The sequence below is a fragment of the Micromonospora sp. NPDC047527 genome (assembly GCF_040643015.1).
In the GTDB taxonomy this organism is placed as follows: Bacteria; Actinomycetota; Actinomycetes; order Mycobacteriales; family Micromonosporaceae; genus Micromonospora.
Window position 1 is genome coordinate 590319 of sequence record NZ_JBEYTK010000001.1, and the last position, 22186, is coordinate 612504.

The 22186-nt window shown below is 72.3% G+C and carries 23 protein-coding genes; 12 read left to right on the forward strand and 11 right to left on the reverse strand.

Annotated features, from left to right (window positions below):
• The first annotated feature begins 41 nt into the window (after positions 1 to 41).
• From ABZ808_RS02475 to ABZ808_RS02500, 6 genes are read left to right on the forward strand one after another with little or no spacing between them, the layout of a single operon-like run.
• Complete coding sequence (locus ABZ808_RS02475) at positions 42 to 1718, forward strand: ABC transporter substrate-binding protein (RefSeq protein WP_356999826.1); 1677 nt, start codon at positions 42 to 44, stop codon at positions 1716 to 1718.
• 6 nt (positions 1719 to 1724) lie between these two features.
• Positions 1725 to 2681, forward strand: coding sequence for an ABC transporter permease (locus tag ABZ808_RS02480; protein ID WP_356999829.1), 957 nt, complete (start codon positions 1725 to 1727; stop codon positions 2679 to 2681).
• Positions 2678 to 3562 carry an ABC transporter permease gene (locus ABZ808_RS02485; RefSeq protein ID WP_356999831.1) on the forward strand — a complete coding sequence of 295 codons (885 nt, stop codon included), beginning with the start codon at positions 2678 to 2680 and terminating at the stop codon, positions 3560 to 3562. Before ABZ808_RS02480 ends, ABZ808_RS02485 begins: the two co-directional genes overlap by 4 nt.
• A complete protein-coding gene (locus ABZ808_RS02490) occupies positions 3559 to 4596 on the forward strand; it encodes an ABC transporter ATP-binding protein (RefSeq protein WP_356999834.1) in 1038 nt (345 codons plus the stop codon). The genes ABZ808_RS02485 and ABZ808_RS02490 overlap by 4 nt, the downstream gene beginning before the upstream one ends.
• Positions 4593 to 5594, forward strand: coding sequence for an oligopeptide/dipeptide ABC transporter ATP-binding protein (locus ABZ808_RS02495; RefSeq protein WP_356999837.1), 1002 nt, complete (start codon positions 4593 to 4595; stop codon positions 5592 to 5594). Before ABZ808_RS02490 ends, ABZ808_RS02495 begins: the two co-directional genes overlap by 4 nt.
• Complete coding sequence (locus tag ABZ808_RS02500) at positions 5591 to 7378, forward strand: gamma-glutamyltransferase family protein (protein ID WP_356999839.1); 1788 nt, start codon at positions 5591 to 5593, stop codon at positions 7376 to 7378. Before ABZ808_RS02495 ends, ABZ808_RS02500 begins: the two co-directional genes overlap by 4 nt.
• Here the strand turns inward: ABZ808_RS02500 and ABZ808_RS02505 are convergent.
• Positions 7375 to 8058 carry a GntR family transcriptional regulator gene (locus ABZ808_RS02505; RefSeq protein ID WP_356999841.1) on the reverse strand — a complete coding sequence of 228 codons (684 nt, stop codon included), beginning with the start codon at positions 8056 to 8058 and terminating at the stop codon, positions 7375 to 7377. The two genes, ABZ808_RS02500 and ABZ808_RS02505, sit on opposite strands and share 4 nt — an antisense overlap.
• Positions 8059 to 8127: 69 nt before the next feature.
• Between ABZ808_RS02505 and ABZ808_RS02510 the strand changes: the two genes are divergently transcribed.
• Positions 8128 to 8844 (forward strand): YoaK family protein, encoded by a 717-nt coding sequence (locus ABZ808_RS02510; protein WP_356999844.1) that lies wholly within the window; start codon positions 8128 to 8130, stop codon positions 8842 to 8844.
• Here the strand turns inward: ABZ808_RS02510 and ABZ808_RS02515 are convergent, their stop codons facing one another.
• From ABZ808_RS02515 to ABZ808_RS02535, 5 genes are all read right to left on the reverse strand, one after another.
• On the reverse strand, positions 8845 to 10245 hold the full coding sequence (locus ABZ808_RS02515) for a carboxylesterase family protein (RefSeq protein WP_356999847.1): 1401 nt from the start codon (positions 10243 to 10245) through the stop codon (positions 8845 to 8847). It lies immediately after the preceding gene.
• A 189-nt stretch (positions 10246 to 10434) separates the two neighbouring features.
• Positions 10435 to 11061: a response regulator transcription factor gene (locus ABZ808_RS02520; protein WP_356999850.1), complete on the reverse strand. Its 627-nt coding sequence runs from the start codon at positions 11059 to 11061 to the stop codon at positions 10435 to 10437.
• Complete coding sequence (locus ABZ808_RS02525; protein ID WP_356999852.1) at positions 11058 to 12323, reverse strand: histidine kinase; 1266 nt, start codon at positions 12321 to 12323, stop codon at positions 11058 to 11060. Before ABZ808_RS02525 ends, ABZ808_RS02520 begins: the two co-directional genes overlap by 4 nt.
• Before the next feature lie 4 nt (positions 12324 to 12327).
• Entirely contained in the window at positions 12328 to 12774 is a 447-nt protein-coding gene (locus ABZ808_RS02530; RefSeq protein WP_356999855.1) for an ABA4-like family protein, read from the reverse strand.
• Positions 12771 to 13697, reverse strand: coding sequence for a hypothetical protein (locus ABZ808_RS02535; RefSeq protein ID WP_356999858.1), 927 nt, complete (start codon positions 13695 to 13697; stop codon positions 12771 to 12773). The genes ABZ808_RS02530 and ABZ808_RS02535 overlap by 4 nt, the downstream gene beginning before the upstream one ends.
• A 165-nt stretch (positions 13698 to 13862) precedes the next feature.
• Between ABZ808_RS02535 and ABZ808_RS02540 the strand changes: the two genes are divergently transcribed.
• Entirely contained in the window at positions 13863 to 14615 is a 753-nt protein-coding gene (locus ABZ808_RS02540; protein WP_356999860.1) for a glyoxalase, read from the forward strand.
• A 200-nt stretch (positions 14616 to 14815) separates the two neighbouring features.
• On the opposite strand, the gene ABZ808_RS02545 is transcribed toward ABZ808_RS02540, so the two are convergent.
• Positions 14816 to 15313 (reverse strand): YcxB family protein, encoded by a 498-nt coding sequence (locus ABZ808_RS02545; RefSeq protein WP_356999863.1) that lies wholly within the window; start codon positions 15311 to 15313, stop codon positions 14816 to 14818.
• A gap of 120 nt (positions 15314 to 15433) precedes the next feature.
• Between ABZ808_RS02545 and ABZ808_RS02550 the strand changes: the two genes are divergently transcribed.
• From ABZ808_RS02550 to ABZ808_RS02565, 4 genes are all read left to right on the forward strand, one after another.
• Positions 15434 to 15898: a MarR family winged helix-turn-helix transcriptional regulator gene (locus ABZ808_RS02550; protein WP_356999866.1), complete on the forward strand. Its 465-nt coding sequence runs from the start codon at positions 15434 to 15436 to the stop codon at positions 15896 to 15898.
• Positions 15899 to 16005: 107 nt separating this feature from the next.
• On the forward strand, positions 16006 to 16392 hold the full coding sequence (locus ABZ808_RS02555; protein ID WP_356999869.1) for a YciI family protein: 387 nt from the start codon (positions 16006 to 16008) through the stop codon (positions 16390 to 16392).
• Positions 16392 to 17606: a sigma-70 family RNA polymerase sigma factor gene (locus tag ABZ808_RS02560; protein ID WP_356999871.1), complete on the forward strand. Its 1215-nt coding sequence runs from the start codon at positions 16392 to 16394 to the stop codon at positions 17604 to 17606. Before ABZ808_RS02555 ends, ABZ808_RS02560 begins: the two co-directional genes overlap by 1 nt.
• Before the next feature lie 147 nt (positions 17607 to 17753).
• Complete coding sequence (locus tag ABZ808_RS02565) at positions 17754 to 18710, forward strand: LysR family transcriptional regulator (RefSeq protein ID WP_356999874.1); 957 nt, start codon at positions 17754 to 17756, stop codon at positions 18708 to 18710.
• Here the strand turns inward: ABZ808_RS02565 and ABZ808_RS02570 are convergent.
• Genes ABZ808_RS02570 through ABZ808_RS02585 form a run of 4 tightly spaced genes read right to left on the reverse strand, consistent with a single transcriptional unit; the run spans position 18635 to position 22183 of the window.
• A complete protein-coding gene (locus tag ABZ808_RS02570; RefSeq protein ID WP_356999877.1) occupies positions 18635 to 19876 on the reverse strand; it encodes a VWA domain-containing protein in 1242 nt (413 codons plus the stop codon). The two genes, ABZ808_RS02565 and ABZ808_RS02570, sit on opposite strands and share 76 nt — an antisense overlap.
• Positions 19873 to 20745, reverse strand: coding sequence for an SRPBCC family protein (locus ABZ808_RS02575; protein WP_356999880.1), 873 nt, complete (start codon positions 20743 to 20745; stop codon positions 19873 to 19875). The genes ABZ808_RS02570 and ABZ808_RS02575 overlap by 4 nt, the downstream gene beginning before the upstream one ends.
• A complete protein-coding gene (locus ABZ808_RS02580) occupies positions 20742 to 21611 on the reverse strand; it encodes a MoxR family ATPase (protein ID WP_356999883.1) in 870 nt (289 codons plus the stop codon). Before ABZ808_RS02580 ends, ABZ808_RS02575 begins: the two co-directional genes overlap by 4 nt.
• Positions 21608 to 22183, reverse strand: coding sequence for a nucleotidyltransferase family protein (locus ABZ808_RS02585; RefSeq protein WP_356999886.1), 576 nt, complete (start codon positions 22181 to 22183; stop codon positions 21608 to 21610). The genes ABZ808_RS02580 and ABZ808_RS02585 overlap by 4 nt, the downstream gene beginning before the upstream one ends.
• Positions 22184 to 22186: the final 3 nt, after the last annotated feature.

The window sequence follows — 22186 nt, forward strand, 5'->3', positions numbered from 1 at the left end:
ACAACATACGCTCCCCGAATCGCCCACTCGAGGAGCTCTCCATGACGAACCTCTCCGTCAGCGAAACGAGCCTGCCGCGCCGCCGCTTACTCCGGGTCGCGGTGGCGGCGGCCGCTGTCGTCTGCGCGGTCGCTGCCTGCTCACCGGTGTCGAACAGCGGGAGCGACGACCAGTCCGGCGGCGACCAGTCGACCGGCCAGGACTCCTTCGGTACGCCGGCCGACCCCGCCGCCGTCAAACAGGGCGGCAAGCTGGTCATCGCCCTCTCCGCCGAGCCCGACGCCCTGGACCCGACGCTGTCGCGCAGCCTCTACTCCCGCTACGTCTTCCAGGCGATGTGCCAGAAGCTCTACGACGTCAACGAGCAGGCGCAGGTCGTACCGCAGCTCGCGACAGCCCTGCCCACGACGAGCGGTGACGGCCGGACGGTGACCATCGCGCTGCGTCAGGGCGTGCGCTTCGCGGACGGCACGCCGTTCGACTCGGCCGCGGTGAAGGCCACCCTCCAGCGTCACCTCACCAACGACCGGTCGGCGCGCAAGAGCGAACTCGGTCCCATCGACGGCGTCGACACCCCGGACGCGCAGACCGTCGTCCTGCGGCTGAAGCAGCCGTTCGCGCCCCTGCTCGGCGCCCTCGCCGACCGGGCCGGCATGATCATGAGCGCCAAGGCGTTGCAGAGCCTCGGCGACGACTTCGCCTCGGCGCCGGTCTGCGTCGGTCCCTTCAAATTCGCCAAGCGGGTGCCGCAGAACTCGATCGACGTGGTGAGGGACCCGAACTTCTACGAGGCTGACAAGGTGCACCTCGACGCCATCTCGTGGCGCATCCTCAGCGACGCGAGCATCCGCGCCGCCAACCTGCGCTCCGGCGACGCCCAGGTCGCCGACAGCATCTCCACCCAGGACGTCGCCTCCCTGCGACAGGAATCCTCCGTGTCGGTCCTCCAGTCGCAGTCGCTGGGCTACCAGGGCCTCACCATCAACATCGGCAACGTCGACGGTGTCGGCACCGCGCCCAAGCCGATCAACCGCCCCCTCGCCCAGAACGCCAAGGTGCGGCAGGCCTTCGAGCACGCGATCGACCGCAAGGCCCTGGTCGACGCCGTCTTCAACGGCGTACACACCGCCGCCTGCTCGCCCATCTCGCCCGCCAGCCCGTTCTCGTCGCCGGAGGCGCAGACCTGCCCGGCGCACGACCCCGCCAAGGCGAAGCAGCTCCTCACCGAGGCGGGCGTGCAGATGCCGTACGAGATCACGATGCTCGCGTCGAACACACCCGACACGTTGCGCCTCGCGCAGGCGTTGCAGTCCATGCTCAAGGACGGTGGATTCGAGCTGAAGATCAACCCGGTGGAGTACTCGTCGCTCCTCGACGAGCAGGACCGTGGCAACTTCGAACTGTTGCAGCTCGGCTGGAGTGGGCGCATCGACCCGGACGCCAACATCACGAACTTCGTCGGCACCGGCGCCAGCCAGAACGTCTCCGGCTACAGCAACCCCCAGCTCGACACCCTGCTGACCCAGGCCCGCCAGGCCGGCGACGTCGAGGAGCGCAAGAAGCTGTACGGGCAGGCGGTCACCCTCCTCCAGCAGGACGACGCGCTGATCTACCTCTACCGGCAGCGGAACCTCACCGCCGTCAGCAAGCAGATCCAGGGTCTGCAGGTGTTCCCGGACGGCGTGATCCGCGCGGCCTTCGCCGGCTTCACCAAGTAGGTCGCCGTGGCCCGGTATCTCCTCACCCGCGCCTGGCAGTCGGCGCTGACCCTGCTGTTGTCGACGATCGTGGTGTTCTTCGGCGTCCGGGCGCTCCCCGGTGATCCGGCCCTCGCGCTGGCGGGGGAGGACCGGTCACCGGAGGCGCTGGAGGCCATCCGTCGCCACTACGGGCTGGACCAGCCGCTGCCCCTGCAGTTCACGCAGTACGTGGAACGCATGGCGCAGGGCGACTTCGGGGTGTCGATCCGGACCGGAACGCCTGTCTCGTCGATGCTGACGACAGCCCTGCCGGTCACCGTCGAACTCGCCGTCCTGGCGATCCTCATCGCCACGGCGCTCGGCGTCGGCGCCGGGGTGCTCGCGGCCGTACGCCGTGGGCGCCCGGCGGAGTGGGCGGCCAACGGCCTGGCCCTGATCGGCCTGTCGGTGCCGCACTTCTGGCTCGGGCTGCTCGCGATCCTCTACCTGTCCGTGGCGACCGGGCTGTTCCCCGCCTCCGGCTTCGTGCCGATCCTGGAGGATCCCGTGGACAACCTGCACCACATCGTCCTGCCGGCGGTGATCCTCGGGACCGGCCTCGCCGCCATCATCATGCGGCAGACCCGGTCGGCGATGCTGGACTCGCTCTCCTCGGACTATGTGCGGACGGCGAAGGCGAAGGGCCTGCGACCTCGTGCCGTCATCACCCGGCACGCCCTGCGCAACAGCCTCATCGTGGTGGTGACCGTCGTGGGTCTGCAACTCGGAGGTCTGATCTCGGGAGCGGTCGTCACCGAGCAGATCTTCGGGCTGCCGGGCTTCGGCAAGATGACGATCGACGCGGTGTTCCAACGGGACTACCCGGTGATCCAGGCCGTCGTCCTGCTCACCGCGACGGCCTACATCGTGATCAACTTCTTCGTGGACCTGCTCTACTCGGTCATCGATCCACGGATCCGGGTGACGGGAGATCCGGCATGACCGTCCTCACCGTACCGATGGCGGAGACCGCCGTCAGCGTCACCCGGCGCGCCCGCGTGCTGCGCCGGTTGCGCCGCAATCCGCTCGCTGTCGTGAGCTTCGTCGTGCTCGCGCTCGCGGCCATCATCGCGCTGCTCTCGCCGTGGATCGCGCCGTACTCCGTCGACCAGACCGACTTCGCCCGTACGTTCGCACCTCCCGGCACCCCCGGGCACGTGCTCGGCACCGACGACCTCGGTCGCGACGTCCTCTCCCGCATCATGCTCGGCGCGCGGGCGTCGTTGCAGGTGGGGCTCCTGGCGGTGGCCACCTCCCTGGTCATCGGGGTGCCGCTCGGCCTCGCGGCCGGCTACTTCCGCGCCTGGGACGCCGTGATCTCGCGCTTCACCGACCTGCTGCTCGCGTTTCCGTTCCTGATCATGGCGGTGGGGCTGGCGGCCATTCGGGGGGCCAGCCTCGGCAACGCCGCGGTGGCCATCGGCATCGCCCAGATCCCCGGGGTGATCCGGGTCGTCCGCTCGGACACGCTGCGCCTCAAGTCGCTGGACTTCGTCGCGGCGGCCGTCGTGGACGGGGCGAGTGACCTGTGGGTGCTGGCCCGGCACATCCTGCCGAACGCGACGTCGGTGATCCTGGTGCAGGCCACTGTCGCGATCCCGGCCGCGATCCTCGGCGAGGCCGTGCTGTCGTTCCTCGGCCTCGGCATCCAACCCCCGGCGCCCAGTCTGGGCACCATGCTGGCCACCGCCCAGCAGTTCGCCGCCCGAGCGCCGTGGGCGGCGGTCCTCCCCGGTGTCGTGATCATGGGTCTCGCGCTGGCGTTCAACGTCTTCGGCGATGCCCTCCGCGACGCCCTCGACCCGAAGGGAGACCGACGATGACCACGGCCACCGCAGGCGCCACGGCCACGGCGGGCACTACCGCGCCCGTCCTGGCGATACGCGACCTCTCGGTGTCGTTCCCCACCGAGACCGGCACCGTGTCGGCGGTCGACGGCGTCAGTCTGGATCTCGCACCCGGGGAGATCGTCGGGATGGTGGGCGAGTCGGGGTGCGGCAAGAGCGTCACCGCGATGAGCATCGCCGGTCTGCTGCCCGGCAGTGCCCGGATCACCGGCTCCGTACGCCTCGACGGCACCGAACTGGTCGGCGCCCGTGAGTCGGCGCTGCGCCGGGTACGCGGCCAGGAGATCGCCTACATCTTCCAGGAGCCGATGACGTCCTTGAACCCGGTGCTCACCGTCGGGCGGCAGATCGGGGAGGTGCTCCAGGTCCACGAGCGGATGTCCCGGCGGGCGGCGCGGGCCCGTGCCGTCGAGCTGCTGACGCTCGTCGGGATCCCGTCCGCGGCCCAACGGGTCGACACGTACCCGCACCAGCTCTCCGGGGGCATGCGCCAGCGCGTGATGATCGCGATGGCGGTGGCCTGTGGCCCGAAGGTGCTGGTGGCCGACGAGCCGACCACGGCGCTGGACGTCACCGTCCAGGCCGGCATCCTCCAGGTGCTGCGGGACCTGCGGGACCGGCTCGGCACCAGCGTCCTCATCATCACGCACGACCTCGGCGTGATCGCCGACATCGCCGACCGGGTCGTCGTCATGTACGCGGGACGGGTGGTGGAGCGGGCACCGGTCAACGACCTGTTCGCGTACCCGCGCCACCGTTACACCGCCGGGCTGCTGTCGGCGTCACCGCAGCCGGGCCGGCACGCCGGCACGGACCGGCTGACGGAGATCCCCGGGCTGGTGCCCGTCCTGTCGACCCAGCCCGACGCGTGCACGTTCGCGGACCGCTGCCCGGCCGCCGACGAGCGGTGCCGGGACGCCGCCCCGCCCCTGGCGGGGGTCGGCGGCACGCAGCACCTCGCGGCCTGTTGGCACCCCTGCACCATGGCACCTGAGGAGGCGAACCGATGACGCCGCAGCCGAACGCCCTGGAGATCGAGGATCTGGTGATGCACTTCGGCCCGGTCCGCGCCGTGGACGGGGTGTCCCTCACGATCCCGCGAGGCCGGGTCACGGCCCTGGTGGGGGAGAGCGGTTCCGGCAAGTCGACAGTGGGTCGATGCGTGGTGCGGCTCGTCGAGCCGACCGCGGGGACGGTCCGGATCGCCGGGACGGACGTCACCCACCTGTCCCGACGGCAGCTGCGCCCACACCGGAGCACGGTGTCGATCGTCTTCCAGGACCCGGCCGCGTCACTGGACCCGCGCATGCTGGTCGGCGAGATCGTCGCCGAGCCGCTGCGGCTGGCCGGCAGGCGGCTCTCACGGCGTGACCGGGACGCCCGCGTCGCCCCGCAACTGGAGCGGGTCGGTCTGCGCGCCGAGGTGGCGCGTCGCTACCCCCACGAGCTGTCCGGCGGGCAACGCCAACGGGTCAGCATCGCCCGCGCGCTGATCTCCGATCCCATGCTGCTCATCGCCGACGAACCCACCAGCGCACTCGACGTGTCGGTGCAGGCGTCGGTGCTCAACCTCCTCGCCGACCTGCAACGCGACATCGGGTTCGCCTGCCTGTTCATCACCCACGACCTGTCCGCCGTCGAGTACCTGGCCGACGACATCGCCGTCATGTACCTGGGCCAACTCGTCGAGAAGGGCAGCCGCGAGCGGATCTTCGCCCGGCCCGCGCACCCGTACACGCAGGCACTGCTGTCCGCCGCTCCGGTGGCCGACCCGGTGCGCCAACGGCAGCGGCAGCCGGTGCTGCTCGGCGACGACCTGCCGTCCGCGCTCGACCCGCCGTCCGGCTGCCGGTTCCGCACCCGGTGCCCGCTCGCGTTCGACAGGTGCGCGACGGAGGTTCCGGCGCAGACGGCGATCGGCGACGGCATGGCCGCGTGTCACCTGGTCCAACCGGACGGCACCGGCCCCGACGTACGCACCGCAGACCCCAGTGAGGTGTTGTCATGACGTTCACCACCCGACCGACCCTCCAGGGCACCTTCGGCATGGTGTCCTCGACGCACTGGCTCGCCAGCCAGGCGGCGATGGGCATCCTCGAACGCGGGGGCAACGCCTTCGACGCCGCAGTCACCGCCGGCTTCGTCCTGCACGTGGTCGAACCGCACCTGAACGGGCCGGGCGGTGAGGTGCCGGCCATCGTGGCCACCGCCGAGGACCCGCGGCCGAAGGTGCTGTGCGGGCAGGGGCCTGCGCCGGCCGGTGCCACCATCGCCCATTTCCGGTCCCTCGGGATGGACCTCATCCCCGGCGCGGGGCCGCTCGCGGCGGCCGTACCCGGTGCGGTGGACGCCTGGCTCCTGCTGCTGCGCGAGCACGGCACGCTCACCCTCGCCGAGGTGCTGGAGCCGGCGATCGGCTACGCCGGCGCCGGCCACCCGCTGCTGGGCCGGGTCGGTGACACCGTGGCGGCCGTGCGGTCGCTGTTCGAGGAGCACTGGCCGACCTCCGCCGCACTCTGGCTGCGCGGCGGCCGGCCGCCGGCCGCGGGGGAGATGGTCGCCAATCCGGCGTACGCGCACACCCTGCGACGGCTGGTCGAGGCGGGACAGGCCGCCGGCGCCGACCGGGAGGCGCAGATCGAGGCCGCCCGCCGGGCCTGGAGTACGGGCTTCGTCGCCGAGGCGATCGACAGGTTCAGCCGGCAGCCGTTCCAGGACTCCAGTGGACGACCGCACGCCGGGCTCGTCACCGGCGACGACCTGGCCGCGTACTCGGCGTCCTGGGAGGCGCCCGCCACCCTCGACTGGCACGGCTACTCGGTGGCGAAGACCGGGTTCTGGGGCCAGGGGCCGGTGCTGCTGGAGACGCTTGCCACCCTCGACGCGCTCGACGACCCCGGCGCGTACGACGCGGCGACGGCGGCCGGCATCCACGCTCAGGTCGAGGCGCTCAAGCTCTCCTTCGCCGACCGGGAGGCCTGGTACGGCGACGGCGACGTGCCCGCCAAGGCGTTGCTCTCCGCGGAGTACGCGCGGGAGCGGGCCGCCCTGATCGGTGACCGCGCGTCGGCGGAGCTGCGGCCGGGACGTCCCGACGGGGCGCAACCCCACCTGCCGGCCCACGTCCGGCCCGGTGCCGGGCGTCGCGCCGACCCGGCGGACCCGACGACGGGGGAGCCGACGGTGCAGTCCGACGGGGTGACCCGTGGCGACACCTGTCACGTGGACGTGGTCGACCGCTGGGGCAACATGATCTCGGCGACCCCCAGTGGTGGCTGGTTGCAGAGTTCGCCCACGATTCCGGAACTCGGCTTTCCGCTGGGCAGCAGGTTGCAGATGTTCTGGCTGGAGGAGGGTCTCGCCTCGTCGTTGGCGCCGGGCCGCCGACCGCGTACGACGTTGAGCCCGACCATGGTGCACCGCGACGGGGAGCCGGTGCTGGCGTGCGGCACACCCGGCGGCGACCAGCAGGACCAGTGGCAGTTGCCGTTCCTGCTGCGGCATCTCGTCGGCGGCCAGACCTTGCAGGAGGCCATCGACGCGCCCGCGTGGCACACGGTCAGCCTGCCGGGGTCGTTCTATCCACGGGACATGGAGCCCGGCGTCCTGGTGGTGGAGGACCGGCTCGACGAGGGGGTGCTGGCGGCCCTGCGGGCGTACGGGCACGAGGTGCGGGTCACCGACGGGTGGAGCCTCGGTCGGCTCTGCGCCGTGACCCGCGACCCGGGCACGGGTGTGCTGGCCGCCGGCGCGAACCCCCGGGGGATGCAGGGCTACGCGTGCGGCCGTTAGTGCGCCGCCACGTATCCGCCCTCGGCGTTCTCGAAGGCGGCGGCGGATGCCGCGGCGAGGTGGATGAGCGCGGCCTGCTCGGCGCGGTCACCGTCACCCGACTCGATGGCGTCGACGAGTTGGATGTGCTCGGCCCACGAGTGTGGTGCGCGTTCGGCCGCCCCGAGCCGGAACACCCACTGGACATGGAGGTAGAGCGACTTGGCGATCGACGACAGCCAGGGGTTTCCGCTGATCTGGAGGATGCGCAGGTGCAGTGTGCTGTTGAGCTCGGCGACCCGGGCCAGGTCCTGTCGCTGCGTCGCCTCGCGGCCCTGGTCGAGCAGGGCACGCAGGGCCGCCACGTCCGCCGGGGTGGCCCGCTCGGCGGCGAGCCGGGCGGCCAGCGACTCCAGGCGCTCGCGGACGGCGAACATGTCGGCGATGGTCCCGCTGCTCGGTGAGGCGACGACGGCTCCCCGGCGGGGGAGGATCACGACGAAGCCCTCCGCCTCGGCGACACGCAGCGCCTCCCGGACGGGGTTACGGGAGACGCCGAAGTCCTCGGCCAGCCGGTCCTCGGTGAGCCGTTCCCCGGGGAGGTAGTCGCCGTCGATGATGGCGGTCCGCAGGGCGGCGAGGACCTGATCGCGTAGCGGCAGGTGTTGCGCGCCGAGCTTGTCCCGCAGGTCTTCAGCCACCTGTTTGCCTCTCCGTGAACGTGTCCCGACCGAGTGTATACGAAGAACAATTTTGTGAGGTAGCCGACAGTGCCGAGCACAGCGCCCCGCGTCATCCGCCCCCGCGTCGCCGCTGCGGGGGACCAGCACCTCCTGCGGCGACGGCAGGCGCTCGTCGTCGTGCTCACCTTCCTGACCGGGTGTGCCGACGCCATCGGGTTCCTCTCCCTCGGAGGTGCCTTCGCCAGCGTCATGACCGGCAACATGGTCCTGGTCGGACTCTCGGCGGGCAGAGGCGACGCCGAGCTGGCCCTGACGTCGGCCTGCGCCATCCTCAGCTTCATCGTCGGCGTCCTCGCGGGCGCTCGCGTCGTCGGCTCGGCACAACCGGACGATCCGGTCTGGCCACGGCGGGTCACCTGGGCGCTGGTCCTGGAACTGCTGGTGTTCGTCGTGTTCCTCGTCGTCTGGGAGGTCAACCTCCCCGCTCACGACGAGCGCGTCCATCTCGCGCTGCTGATGCTGTCCGCGGTGGCGCTGGGCGTGCAGAGCAGTGCGATCCAACGGTTCGGCGTACCCGGTCTGTCGTCCACATACCTCACCGGCACCCTCACGAGCCTGATCGCCGGCGTCGCCGCACGTAGTCCGTGGCGCAGCCTGCGGCCCAAGGCCCACGTCCTGCTGGCCCTGATGACCGGCGCCGCGATCGGCGCCCTGGTCGCCCTGCACCTGCCGGTCGTCGCACCGGCGCTGCTGATCGTGCCGCTGGTGCTGGTCATCGCCGTGTCCTGGCGGATGCGGTCGTAGCTACCCGAAGCGCTGGATCCGGCCGCCCCGGCCGCCGTACGGCGCCCAGCCCCACTCGGTCAACGCCTGCGCGCCGCCGGTGGCGAACGACAGCCAGGCCGCGCGCAGCGGACCGCCGCGCGCGGCCACCTCGGCCCAGGTCTGCCCGGCGAGCATCGGCGCCCGCGCCCAGTCGGCCTCGTCACCGAAGAGCAGCGGAAGATCGCTGCAGTGGCAGGCGTGGTACGGCGACGTCGGGGCCGGCCCGTCGATGCGGTACGCGAAGACCTGCGCGCCCGCCTGCGCCAACTGCCTGCCGAACCGCAGGGTGGGCCGGGTGAAGACCGACCGGGTCCCCAGCCTGATCGCCCCGTTCTCCACGGCACGACCCACCAGCGGCACGCGCCGGGAGATCGGGCCACCGGCCAGGAAGTACGCGATCTCGCGGTGGGTGGTGCCCAGCACCACCTCAAGGCCCGGGGCACCCGACCGCCAGGCGGCCCGCCAACCTGCCACGTCCGGCAGGGGAGACACACCGGCCACCGGCTGGTAGGCCGGGGCGAGCCCGAACCGGCTGCGCCCGGCCACGTCGCGCTCGGCCAGCTGCTGCGCGGCGACGATCTCCGTGAGGGACGCCTCCCGTGGATCGCGCCCGAGCCGGGCGAGGAACCGGTCGGCGACCCGGCGGGCCGCGGCGTCGCCGGCCAGCCCGAGACCGAGCGGTGGACTCTGCAACACCGCCCGGCGGAACAGCGGTCGGGCCTGCTCCACCCCGAGCAGGCAGGCCACCGAGTGGGCGCCCGACGACTGCCCCACCACTGTCACGTTCGCCGGGTCGCCGCCCAGGTCGGCCGCGTTGTCGCGGACCCAGCGCAATGCCTCGATCTGGTCCAGCAGACCCAGGTTGCCCGGGGACACGCCCGGCGCCCGCAGGTAGCCGAGCGCCCCGAGCCGGTAGTTGACGCTCACCACGACTACGTCGCCCTCGCGGGCCAGCCGGTCGGTGCGGTAGCGGTCCCAGGATCCCGCGCCGGAACGGTACGAGCCGCCGTGCAGCCAGACAAGCACCGGCCGCGCGGCGCGGTCGGCCGCCGGGGTGACGACGGTCAGGTTCAGGCAGTCCTCCGACTGCACGCCCACCTCGCACCAGCCGCCGGCTGTCGTGGCCCGGGCCGGAGGTTGGGGGCTGACGGCACCATGCTCCCGCGCGTCGCGGACCCCCGACCACTGCCGCTCCGGCACCGGCGCCGCGAAACGCTCTGCGGTGGCGTACCGGACGCCCCGCAGGACCGTGAGCCCGTCCGCTCGCCGAGCGCGCAGCGTGCCCCCGCGTACGGTGACGAGCACGTCCGTTCCGGCCGCCGCCGCGTCCACGTCGCGTCGATCGGTCGGGACACTGCGGGTGACCGGCTCGGACGTCACCGCCAACCCCGCCGCTCGGACGACACTGCCACGACCCCGCCTCTCGTAGACGCCGCCACCGCTGGCGGACCGCGCGTTGGCGACCGGCCGAGTGGCGCGAGGGCCACCGTAATCCGCCGCCCGGACGCCCGGAGCGTGGCGTCGCCGCCACGAGACGCAGGTCATCCGGGCACGCCGACCGTCGAACCCTCAGCGGCTGCGCGCGAACAGGGCAAGGCGTACCCGATTGGGGCTGTCGGTCTTGGTCATGAGGCTCGTGACGTGGGTCTTGACCGTGGTGACGCCGATGTGCAGCCGTTCGGCGATCTCGGCGTTGGTCAGGCCCTCGGCGACCAGGGTGAGCACGTCCTGCTCGCGGGCGGTCAAGCCGCGCACCGGTCGCGGCGTCCCGGCGCGGGCGTGCACCGCGCGCTGGACGAGGCGTTGCAGCACCTCCGGGCTGAACGGGCTGTCGCCCGCGGCGGCCCGGCGGATGCCGTCCAGCAGTTCGGTCGGGGGCGCGTCCTTGAGTAGGAACCCGCAGGCGCCGGCGGTGAGGGCGGGGTAGAGATGGTCGTCGTCGCCGAACGTGGTCAGCACCAGCACGCGGGCGGCGGGCCGCTCGGCGAGGATGCGGGTGGTGGCGGTGATCCCGTCGACGCCCGGCATGCGCAGGTCCATGACGACGACGTCGGGGACGAGCCGCGCGGCGAGGGGGACCGCCTCCCGGCCGTTGTCGGCCTCGCCGACCACCTCGATGTCGGGCTGCGCCTCGCACAGCATGCGCAGGCCCGCGCGGATGAGGTGCTGGTCGTCGACCAGCAGGACGCGGATCATGCGGGCTCGGGCTCGGGCGCGGGTGACCCGGCCGGCGCCACCCGGGGCGGCGACACGACCGGCTTTCCGGCGGCGGAGGCGGCCCCGACGTGCGGGAGGACGGCGCGCACCCGCCATCCCGTATCGGTCGGCCCCACCTCCAGCCGGCCGCCGAGGACCTCGACACGTTCCCGCATGCCGGTGATGCCGTGCCCGCCGCCATCCGGCACCACCGCCGGCCGGCCGCCGCGCCCGCTGCCGCGCCCGTCGTCCGTGACCTCCCAGTGCACGGCCCCGTCCTGGACGGCGACGACCAGCTGCGCCAGCGCGGACGGGCCGGCGTGCCGGGCCACGTTGGTCAGCGCCTCCTGGGTCAGCCGCAGCACCGCCAGGCCCCGCACCGCGTCGAGCGAGCCGACAGCCGGGTCGATGTCGGCCTGCACGGTGATGCCGGCCCGGCGCGCACGGTCCACTGTCGCGCCGAGCGCCGCCGGGAGCGCCGAGGGCTCGATCGCGGTCAGCGCCGCGTCACCGCGTACCCCGTCGGGGTCGCGCAGCACCGCGACCAGCCGGCGCAGCTCCGACAGGGCGGCGCTGCCCGTGCCGTGCACGTCGTCGAACACCTCGTCCACCCGGGGGTCCAGGTCGGTGAGCACGTGCCGGGCCACGCCGACCCGCAGCACCATCGACGCCACGTGGTGCGCGACGACGTCGTGCAACTCGCGGGCGATGGCGCTGCGCTCGTCGGCGCGGGCCGCCCGGCCCTCCGACTCGCGTCGGCGCTGCTCGGCCACCGTCCGCTCGACGGCCTGCCGGCTGAGCTCCCGGTTGGTGCGGATGACCAGCCCGAGCAGCACCGGTACGCCGACTTCCAGGGCCAGCCCGACGACGCCGGACGCGACCTTGCCGGGCGGGTCGCCGATCGAGTCGGTCAGGTCGACCACGGCCAGCAGCGTGGCGGCCAGCCAGATGGTGCGGGCGCGACGTGCCCGCATGGTGACCTCGAGTAGCGCCCAGCTCGCGCCCACCTGGTTGATCATGATGTCGTCGACCAGGCAGATCGCGACCGCGAGCAGTGCCGTCTGCACCACCAGGTTGACCACCGGCCGACGATGCAGCAGCAGGGCCACCCCGAACGCGGCGACCGCGAGGATCCACTGTGTCCCCGTCGGCGGGTGGCCGGCCTGGGTGCCGAAGACCAGGTAGCCCACCCCGCTGAGGTCGAGCAGCACCGTCCGCACGAGCGTGTCCCGCGCGTCGAACAGTCGTCCCGCCCACCCCACCGGGTCAGCCTAGGTGCTGCGGCCCGGTGGCACGAGGGTCCTGCCAGCGGGTCCGCACCGCCAGATAGGCGGCCAGGCCGAGCGGTCCGAGCAGGATGGTCAGCACCAGCACCGGAGCCATGACCAGCGCCGGCACCCCCCGTTCCCGGCTGTCCAGCCACGCCCAGCGACCGACGAACAGATCGAACGCGATCATGTGCGCCCAGGCCGCCGCCGCGCCGTCGGAGGTGCCCAGCAGGTCGCGCACCCCCTCCAGGGTCGGTGCGGCCACGGCCGGCAGCACCTCGCCCACCGCCGGGACCACCAGCAGCCCGTAGATCACCACGACCGGCAGCACGATCAGCGGCGAACCGATGATCCGGGCGGTCCACGACCAGCGCGGCAGCAGGATCATCAGCGCCCAGAACGGCGCGGCAACCGCGAACGTCAGGGTGAACAGCGTCGCGGTCATGCGACCAACTCCAGTTCCGGTCGGCGTCGACGGGCCAGCACCAGTCTGGTGGCGATCGCGGTCGTGACCACCAGGGCCGCCACGGCGGCCACCGTGAGGGCGTCCGGGCGCAGCAGCGGCTGCCCGCGCAGGGCCTGCCAGGTCAACAACACCGTGAGTACGCCGTACGCCGCGCCCGCGACGACCAGCAGCCGGGCGCGGGTACGGTCGTCCAGTCGCGTGCCGAGGAACCGGGCCAGCAGGATCGCCAGGATCGGCAGCACCTGCAGGGCGTGCAGACCCATGAAGTGCCCGATCCGCAGGTCACCCCCGGTGGTGCTCCAGCCGACCAGCGGCAGCCCCGCACCGCCGTCGGCTACGCCCACGCTGTGTGCTCCGCTGATCCCCTCGATGCCCGGATCCTGGGTGGGCAGCGTCATCGGCACCGCCACCAGCATGCCTAGCAGCGACAGGCCGAGCCCCCAGCCGACGGCGGTCGCGGCGACCCGGTCGGCAATCCGCCGGATCAACACGACGATCCCGACGACGAGGTGCGCGGTGAACAGCACCATGATCGCCGCACCCATCGCCCCGAACAGGGCGGCGTTCAGCGGCGTCGTGTCGTTGAAGTGACTGGCCGTACCCCGGATCACCTGCGCGACGATGATCACCATCTCGATCACCGCCATCGCGACGATGACCGTGACGGCCCACTCCGCGATCCGGCTGCGGCGCGGCAGCAGGGAGAGCATCCAGGCCAGCGTCGTGCCGTACAGCACGAACGACATGGCGAACTTGAGCGGCTTGAGCCAGATCGGTGCCCCGGTGACGAGGCGGGGGTCGGCGAGGACGCCGATCGCGGAGACGACGGCGAGCACCGCCATCGCGGCGACGAAGAGCAGCATGGGGCGGTGCTGTGCCGCCCGGCGCAGAACAGTGGTCATGCCTGTAGATGCTTCTGGCGGGACCGGGCGACCGCGTCCGACCGGGAGCCCCGCCTGCGGCCTGCGGTCGGAGCGCCGCCTCCTCCCTGGGTAGGAGACGAAAGGCGCGCGACACCTCGTCGACGCTGGCACAATGGCCGGCCTGTCTACGGGATCGGAAGTGGCATGACGACCATCGAGGACCGCGTCCACCCCAACGAGACCACCGTTCCGCTGCTGCACTGTGTGTCGCCCGAGGAGACCCTGGCGTTCTGGCGCGCCCTCGGCTTCGACGTGACCTACGAGCAGACCCGGCCGTACGTGTACCTGGCCTTCGCGTGGAGCGGGTTCCAACTGCACTACGGCCCCACGCCCAAGGACCTGGACCCGACGAAGGAGACCACCGGCGGCTGTCTCGTGATGGTCGACGCGGTCGCGCCCTACCACGCGGCGTTCAGCGAGGCGATGCGCCGCGCCTACGGCAAGGTGCTGGTCAAGGGTCTGCCCCGGATGACCCGCTACCGTGCCGGGGCATCGCGGTTCACCGTCGTCGACCCGTCGGGAAACTCCATCGTCTTCATCCAGCGCGACGAGCCGCAGGATCTGGAGTACGGCGGGTCGAAGGAGTTACAAGGGCTGGCCCGGGTGCTCGACAACGCGCGGATCCTGCGCGAGTTCAAGATGGACGACCGGGCGGCCTACCGGGCGCTGGACTCGGGGATGCGACGGCGGGCCGAGGACGCGCCGGTGGTCGAGCAGGCGAAGGCGCTCGCCGGGCTGATCGAACTGTCAGTCGCGCTGGGCAAGACCGATCGGGTGCCCGAATGGGGAGCCCGTCTGCGCGAGCTCACGTTGACCGATCCGGAGCGCACGCAGGTCAGGAGCTACGTCGCCGACCCGGCCCTGCTCGAACCGTGGTGGCGGCCCGAGGCGACCTGATGCCCGACGACCGGCGGCCTGACCGGCGGGGGTCAGCCGCGTTTGGCGGGGACGTCTACTCTCGCCGCCATGGGAGCAATCAAGCCGTGGCACCTGGCAGTCCTGTCGATCTGTTGTCTCCTGCCGACGGCGGCGGCGGTCGTCGGGGGAGTCTGGGCACTTCGTCGACGTCGCACCCCCCGCTGAGGCCGCTCTGCGTCTCAGCGGGGCTGGAGCAGCCCGCGTTCGGCCATGAAGGCTCGCAACGTTTCGTCGTCCTCGGCCGACATCAGGCGGCGCGGGATCACGGTCGCCGGCATCCGGTCGACGAATACGATCCAGAACTCCGGGGTGTCCCTCACCTCGGCGACCCCGTCCCAGGCGATGCCGCCGGACTCCGAGCCGCTGCGCATCATGATGTTGTCGTCGGTGATGTCGTACGCGCCCTCGACGGCGTAGCCACCGGAGCGGCGCCGGGCGCGCCACCGCACCCACGGCGCGTACAGCATCGACAGCACGCCAGCCACGACAAGCGTTATGCACAGCGACGAGACCCGGTCGCCCCACGTGAACCCCCGCGAGACGACGAAGGCGATCACCCCGACCGCAGCCAGCACGGCACCGATGAGACTGAACCGGCGCAGTCGGACACTGCTGAGCGCGGCGGCCACGCGGCCCGGGTAGGCGGGATCGGCGGGGACGTCAAAACGAATGTGCACGCCAGAACGATAGTGCCCCCGCCCGCCCCGGGGTCGCGCCCCGCTGGCCACGCTCTTGATCTGAACCATGGTTGAGGTTCTACCGTCGTGTTCAACAGTCCACCACGGGAGGCAGATCTCATGACGATGCAGGAGTTGTCCGACGTCGAGCTCGCGGGCCAACCTGCGGCCTATTGGACAGGTGTCGCCTACGAGGCTCTCATCGCCTTTACCCGTGCCCGGCACGCCGAACACGGCTTCACGCAGCCTCAGTTCTGGCTGCTGCGCAACCTCTCCGCGAACGACCTTCTGCCGCAAGGTGGTGGGATGACCGTCCCCGAGCTCCGCCAGGCGATGAGCTCATATCTCAGGGCCGACGACGATCTGGACGCCGAAGCGGAGGTGCTGCTGGAGCGCGGGTGGCTGACTCGTGACGAGGAAGGAAGACTGCGGATCACCGAAGCGGGGGAAGGGGCTCGCGTCACCCTCAAACAGCACGCGCCGGCCATCCGAGCCCGCATCCACAAGGGCATCGATGACGCGGACTACGTGACGACCCTCAAGGTGCTCCAACAGATGATCCGGAACACCGGCGGCCCGGTGTAGTGACTTTCGGCGCGAGATTTCTCCGGCCCTCGTCGATTCGCGGGTCGCCCGTTCGACGTGTGGGTGCGAGGGTCGGGAGGTGACCCTGCCGGATGAGGAGAAACGCGATGTCGAAGTATATGCTGATCATGCGGGGCACCGATGAGACGAACGCGGCCATGATGGCGTCGATCGACGAGGCGATGGCCGCCACCGGCCGGTTCATCGAGGAGATGATCGAGGCCGGCGTTCTCCTCGCGGCCGAAGGGCTGGACGATCCGGGCCGGGGCGTCGTGGTCGACTTCAGCGGCGAGGCCCCGGTGGTCACCGACGGGCCGTACGGAGAGACCAAGGAACTGTTCGGGGGCTACTTCCTGCTCGATGTCGCATCGATTCAGGAGGCGGTCGAGTGGGCCAAGCGGGTCCCGGCGGTCCCCGGCTCCAAGATCGAGGTTCGTCGGGTGGCCGAGGCCGAAGAGGTCCCGCAGGGCAGCGAGAGCAACGGCCAGATCTGATGGGTACGGCCGACGTCGAGGCCGTCTGGCGGATCGAGTCAGCGCGGATCGTCGCCGCGCTGACCCGGTTCACCGGCGATTTCGGGCTGGCCGAGGACGCGGCCCAGGAGGCGGTGGCCGAGGCGCTGGTGTCGTGGCCGCTCGCCTCTCCGGCCAATCCGGCCGGCTGGCTGATGGCCACGGCTCGGCGGCGGGCGATCGACGCGATCCGCCGCCGTACCGCCCTCCAGGACCGGTACGCCCTGCTGGCGACCGACCCGACGGTCGACGAGGAGATCGATCCCGACAAGATCGACGACGATGTCCTGGCGCTGATGTTCGTCAGTTGCCACCCGGTGCTCTCCGCCGAGGCGCGGGTGGCGCTGACCCTGCGCGTGGTCGGCGGCCTCTCCAGCGAGGAGATCGCCCGCGCGTTCCTCGTGCCCGTGCCGACCGTGCAGGCCCGCATCACCCGGGCGAAGAAGACGATCGCGGCGGCCGGGGTGCCGTTCGAACTGCCGGCGGCCGGTGAGCGCCGCGCACGGCTGGGCGGTGTGCTCAGCGTCCTTTACGTGATCTTCACCGAAGGGTCGACGGCCACGTCGGGCGACCGGCTGCTGCGCCCCGACGTCGCGTACGAGGCGATCCGGCTGGCCCGCACGCTGGCCGCGCTGCAGCCGGACGAGCCCGAGGTGCACGGCCTGCTCGCGTTGTGCGAGCTGACGGCCGCGCGCTTCCCGGCCCGGACCGGCCACGACGGCTCACCGGTCCTGCTCGAGGACCAGGACCGGCGGCTGTGGGACGTGCCGGCGATCCGCCGTGGGCTCGCCGCGCTGGTCAGGGCATCGACTCGCGGCCTCGGCCCCTACGGTCTACAGGCCGCGATCGCCGCCGCCCACGCGTCGGCGCCCTCTGTCGAGGCGACCGAGTGGGATCGGATCGTGGCGCTCTACGAGGGGCTCGGCCGGGTCGCGCCGTCGCCGGTGGTCGAGCTCAACCGTGCCGTCGCCGTGGCCATGGCCTCGGGTCCGGCGCAAGCCCTGGCCATCGTGGACGAGCTGATCGCCTCGAACCGACTCCCCGGGTCGTACCTGGTTCCGACCGTACGCGGTGAGCTGCTGGCCCGGCTCGGCCGGCGTCAGGAGGCGCGTGCCGAGTTGGAGCTGGCGGCCAGGCTGTGCGCCAACCAGCGTGAGCGCTCAGTGCTGCTGCGCAAGGCAGCCGAGGTGGGCTGATGCGTGACTCGTCGGCACGAACGACGGTGCGGACGTCACGACGGGCAGATGACTCACGCTGACGGTGGGATGATGCGGCGGGCAATGATCGGGGTTCGTCTCGACGGAGAGCCGAACCACGCGATGGCGGGGAGGTGGGTGGCGCCGATGACCCCGACGCAACTGCGCGCATACGTCGCCGTGGTCCGGCTGGGGTCCGTCAAGCAGGCCGCCGCCGAGCTGGAGGTCTCCGAGTCGGCCGTGTCGCTGCACGTCGCACAGCTACGCAAGGAGTTCGGGGACAAGCTGTTCACCAAGACGGCGGCGGGGCTCGCGTTCACCCCCGGGGGGCTCCGGTTGGCCAGCCGCGCGGCGGAGCTGCTGGGTCTGCAGGACCGCACGATGCTTGAGGTGAGCGCCGCGAAACGCGGCCGGCGGCTGCTGCGGGTGGCCGCGTCCAGCCTGTTCGCCGAATTCGCCGCGCCGGGCCTGATCGAGCTGTTCGCGAAGCGGGCCGCCGACCTCGACGTCGAGCTGAGTGTGCGCAACCCGGGCTCGTTCGAGTCGCTGTTGCTGACCCGGGCCGCGGACATCGCGGTCGGCCCGCAGCCGCCGGTTGTCGACGAGGCGATCACCTGCCGGCCGATGATGAACTACCGTCTCGTGCTCGTCGTCGGCCCGGACCATCCGCTGGCCGGTGTGTCGGCCTCCCCGGGGCAGTTGCGGGAGCAGACCTGGTTGCTCGGGCCGTCGGCGGCTACCGACCTGGGCGCGGTTCCCGTGATGCTGCGCCGGCTGGCCGTGCCCGACGACCGGCAGCAGATCTTCCAGAGCCACGCGGCGGCGCTGGGGGAGGCCAAGCGGGGCAGGGGCGTCTCGCCGGCGCTCTCGTTCACCGTCGCACCGGACGTGCGCGACGGCCAACTCCAGCAGGTGGTGGGGCCACACGCGACCGTCGAGGCGGTGTGGCATTCACAGGTGCTGACCAGTCCGGGCCCGTTGTCGGCCGCCGCCGAGCTGTCGCGGTTCTCGTCGACACCCCGGGCGATTCAGGCGATGATGCGCGGCGCGGGCGTCAGCATCGGCCACTTCAAACCGTCGGTGCACGTGACGCTCTGGAGCTGACGGGCGGCGACCAGCAGGTCCTGGAACGTCCCGGCCGGCAGCAGCCGGTCGCAGTAGGGGAGCGCGGCGGCCATGCCCGCCGTGCGGGGGGCGAAGCCGGGGGCGCCGGCCCGGGGATTCAACCAGACGATCCGGTACGCGCGGCGGCGCAGCCGGGCCATCACGGCGGCGAGTTCGTCGGGCGGATCGCTGTCCCAGCCGTCCGAGCCGATCACCAGCACAGCCCCGCGGACGGCTTCCGCGCGCTGGGAGGTGAGCAGGGCACGCAGGTTCGTGGCGATCCGGGTGCCGCCATACCGGTCGGTCACCGCCGCGCTGGCCTGCGCGACCGCCTCCGCGGCCGAGTGGTGCCGCAGCACCACCGTGAGCCGGGTCAAGGTCGTCGCGAACGCGAACACCTCCGCCTCGGCGACCACCGCGAACGCCCGCATCAGATGCAGGTACGCGGTCGCCTGCGCCCGCATCGACTCGCTGACGTCGCAGAGCAGCACGACCCGGCGCGGTCGCCGTACCGCCCGTTCGCGGACGACCTCGACGGGTTCCCATCCGGTACGGCGGGCCCGGTTGATCGTGGACCGCAACGCGATCCGCCGTCCGGTCGGGCTGACGGCGTGCCGTCTCGTGCGGCGGGTCGGCCAGGCGACGACGGCCGCGCGCAGGGCGTCGCCGAGCATCGTGACCTGTGTGGCGTCGAGTTCGTCGAACGGCCTCTCGGCGAGCCCGGCGAGGGCGCTGGGGTGCCGCTCGGGCAGCCGCAGCGCGGTGTCCGACTCCGGCGACTGAGCGACGGCCGGCGGCAGCGTCGCCCACGGCAGGCCGCCGCCCGGACCATCCTCGGCCGTGGCGGTGGGCAGCGGCACGTGGACGTCGTCGCGGTCTCCTTCCGCCGGGGCCGCGGACCGGTTCGGTGGTGGCAGCGGCGGCGCGTCCGCGAACACCGCTGCGAAGACGCGGTCGAACGCGTCGAGGTCGGCGTGCCGCCGGACCAGGCTGATCCGGGCGGTCCAGTAGAGCGTGGACATCGAGTCGGGTGGGCTGGCGTCGAGGGCCCGGACGAAGCCGTCGACGTCGGTGAGCCCGGCCGGAACGCCGGCGCGCCGCAGACGGGCGGTGAACGCCACGGCGAACGCGGCCCGGTCGATCCCGCGCAGCAGGGCAGGGCTCACCGCCGCGCGACCAGCCAGGCGATCACCGCGCCGACCGCGACGAGGCCGACGATCGCGGGTACGAGCCGCTTGGTGATCGACCCGCCCGCGATGCCGAGCAGGTCGAGCGCCTCTGGCTCGGCCATCGGCGTGGTGCGCGGGCTGGCAGCCGACGATTCGGCGGTCGGCGGCTCGACGGGCTGCCTGGGGAGCGGCGACGGCTCGGCAGACGACGCGGTCAGCGGCGGCGGCTCGACCGGGGAGGGCGCGACGGCGGCGGTGGCGGGAGTGGTCGTGACCGCCGTGGCGGACGCGGCCGGAGACAGCTCGGGCGCGGGCGGAGTGGCGGACGCGGACGCGGCGGGATCGTCCCCGGTCCGCGCGGCCGGCACTGCCGTAGCGGCCGGCACTGCCGTAGCGTCGCCTTCGGCAGCCGGCGTCGACTGCTCGGCTGCCAGCTTCGCCTCCAGGTTGGCGACGAACTGGGCCAGCAGCTTGCCCGACACCTCCTTGATCAGGCCGCTGCCGAACTGGGCCAGCTTCCCCGAGATCTTCAGGTCGGTGTCGACCCTGACCAACGTCCGGTCGCCGTCCGGCCGGAGTTGGGCGGTGACCAGCGCGGAGGCGTTCCCCGCCGACCGGGCGTCGCGGCCCTTCGCGTCGATCACCCCGTGGTATGCGGCGTCGTCCTTTTCGACGAACTGCGCGGTGCCCGCGAACTCCGAGATGACCGGTCCGACCTTCACCTTCACCCTGCCCCGGTAGACGTCGCCGTCGACGCCGGTCAACTGGGCGCCCGGCAGGCACGGCGCGAGCCCCTCCAGGTCGGTGAGCACCGCCCAGGCCCGCTCGACGGGGACGGTGACCGCGAACTCGTTGGTGATCTTCATGGCTGACTCTCCTGGTAGGCGCCGAGCGCGGCGGCGACCACGGCGCGGTCGTCGGGGGTCTTGGCGATCGTGCCGATGGTGTGCGCGACGTCGTCGGCGGCCAGGTCGGCAGCGCCGAGCACGGACAGGGCGGCCACCCAGTCGATGGCCTCCGCCATCCCGGGCGCCTTCTCCAACTCCCGGCCGCGTACGCCGCCGACGAACTGCACTGCCGCTCGGATCAGCGGCTCGGTCGCGCCCGGTACGGCCCGGCGGACGATCTCCACGGCGCGAGACGGCTCGGGGAAGTCGATCCAGTGGTAGAGGCAGCGGCGGCGCAGCGCGTCGTGCAGTTCCCGGCTGCGGTTGGAGGTGAGCACCACGACGGGCGGCGTGCGGGCGGTGAACGTGCCGAGTTCGGGGATGGTGATGCCGGCCTCTCCGAGGAACTCGAACAGCAGCGCCTCGAACTCGTCGTCGGCGCGGTCGATCTCGTCGATCAGCAGCACCGGCGGGACCGGCCCTCGGTGGCGTACGGCGCGCAGGATCGGGCGTTCCTGAAGGAATTCGGCGCTGAACAGGTCCGCGTCGGTGAGTCGCGCCTGCTGAGCCTCGGCGAGCCGGATCGCCAGCAGTTGCCGCTGGTAGTTCCATTCGTAGAGCGCCTCGCCGGCGGTCAGCCCCTCGTAGCACTGCAACCGGATCAGCGGCGTCTCCAACGCCCTCGCCAGTGCCTTCGCGGCGGCGGTCTTGCCGACACCGGGCTCGCCCTCCAGCAGCAGGGGCCGACCGAGGCGCAACGCCAGGAACAGGGCCATCGCCATGCCGTCGTCGACCAGGTAGTCGACGGCGTCGAGGCGGTGCCGGACGGTCAGCGCGTCCCTCATGCCTCGCCCGCCAGCAGGCGCTCGTAGTCCGCCCGGGTGTCCACGTCCACGGGCACCGGCCCGTCGGCGGGCACCTCGGTCACCGGATGGCGGCCGGAGTGCAGCAGCTTCCATACGGCCTTGTCGCCGTGCAGGTCGTACAACTCGGGAATGACCTCGCGGCCGAAGCGGAACGGATGGCCCAACCCGTCGGCGTACCGGCAGACGGCCAGTGGGGTGGTCGCCGTGGCGACCCGGCGGACGTCGGCGGCGCGGACGCCGGGTTGGTCGCCGAGGAGCAGCACGAGCGCGTCGGCGCGCGGGTCCACCGCGCGGGCGGCGGTGCTGACCGACGACCCGCAACCGCTGCTGAACGCCGGGTTCTCGACGACCTGGCAGCCGGTGAGGTCCACCCGGTCGCGGACCGCGCCCGCCGCGCCGCCGAGGGTGACGAGCAGTTGGTCGAAGCCACACGAGCGGGCCAGGTCGAGGGTGGCGTCGAGCAGCGTCCGCCCCCGGTACGGCAGCAACTGCTTCGCCTCGCCGAGCCGCGTCGAGGCCCCCGCGGCGAGGACCAGGCCGGTCGTGAACACGGG

What these genes read in the sequence shown, in the direction of transcription:
- ABZ808_RS02550 (WP_356999866.1), top strand. Translation starts at nt 15,434, where the DNA reads ATGACGATGCAGGAGTTGTCCGACGTCGAGCTCGCGGGCCAACCTGCG.
- ABZ808_RS02500 (WP_356999839.1), top strand. Translation starts at nt 5,591, where the DNA reads ATGACGTTCACCACCCGACCGACCCTCCAGGGCACCTTCGGCATGGTG.
- ABZ808_RS02495 (WP_356999837.1), top strand. Translation starts at nt 4,593, where the DNA reads ATGACGCCGCAGCCGAACGCCCTGGAGATCGAGGATCTGGTGATGCAC.
- ABZ808_RS02490 (WP_356999834.1), top strand. Translation starts at nt 3,559, where the DNA reads ATGACCACGGCCACCGCAGGCGCCACGGCCACGGCGGGCACTACCGCG.
- ABZ808_RS02485 (WP_356999831.1), top strand. Translation starts at nt 2,678, where the DNA reads ATGACCGTCCTCACCGTACCGATGGCGGAGACCGCCGTCAGCGTCACC.
- ABZ808_RS02555 (WP_356999869.1), top strand. Translation starts at nt 16,006, where the DNA reads ATGTCGAAGTATATGCTGATCATGCGGGGCACCGATGAGACGAACGCG.
- ABZ808_RS02475 (WP_356999826.1), top strand. Translation starts at nt 42, where the DNA reads ATGACGAACCTCTCCGTCAGCGAAACGAGCCTGCCGCGCCGCCGCTTA.
- ABZ808_RS02530 (WP_356999855.1), bottom strand. Translation starts at nt 12,774, where the DNA reads ATGACCGCGACGCTGTTCACCCTGACGTTCGCGGTTGCCGCGCCGTTC.
- ABZ808_RS02580 (WP_356999883.1), bottom strand. Translation starts at nt 21,611, where the DNA reads ATGAGGGACGCGCTGACCGTCCGGCACCGCCTCGACGCCGTCGACTAC.
- ABZ808_RS02560 (WP_356999871.1), top strand. Translation starts at nt 16,392, where the DNA reads ATGGGTACGGCCGACGTCGAGGCCGTCTGGCGGATCGAGTCAGCGCGG.
- ABZ808_RS02575 (WP_356999880.1), bottom strand. Translation starts at nt 20,745, where the DNA reads ATGAAGATCACCAACGAGTTCGCGGTCACCGTCCCCGTCGAGCGGGCC.
- ABZ808_RS02540 (WP_356999860.1), top strand. Translation starts at nt 13,863, where the DNA reads ATGACGACCATCGAGGACCGCGTCCACCCCAACGAGACCACCGTTCCG.
- ABZ808_RS02520 (WP_356999850.1), bottom strand. Translation starts at nt 11,061, where the DNA reads ATGATCCGCGTCCTGCTGGTCGACGACCAGCACCTCATCCGCGCGGGC.
- ABZ808_RS02565 (WP_356999874.1), top strand. Translation starts at nt 17,754, where the DNA reads ATGACCCCGACGCAACTGCGCGCATACGTCGCCGTGGTCCGGCTGGGG.
- ABZ808_RS02535 (WP_356999858.1), bottom strand. Translation starts at nt 13,697, where the DNA reads ATGACCACTGTTCTGCGCCGGGCGGCACAGCACCGCCCCATGCTGCTC.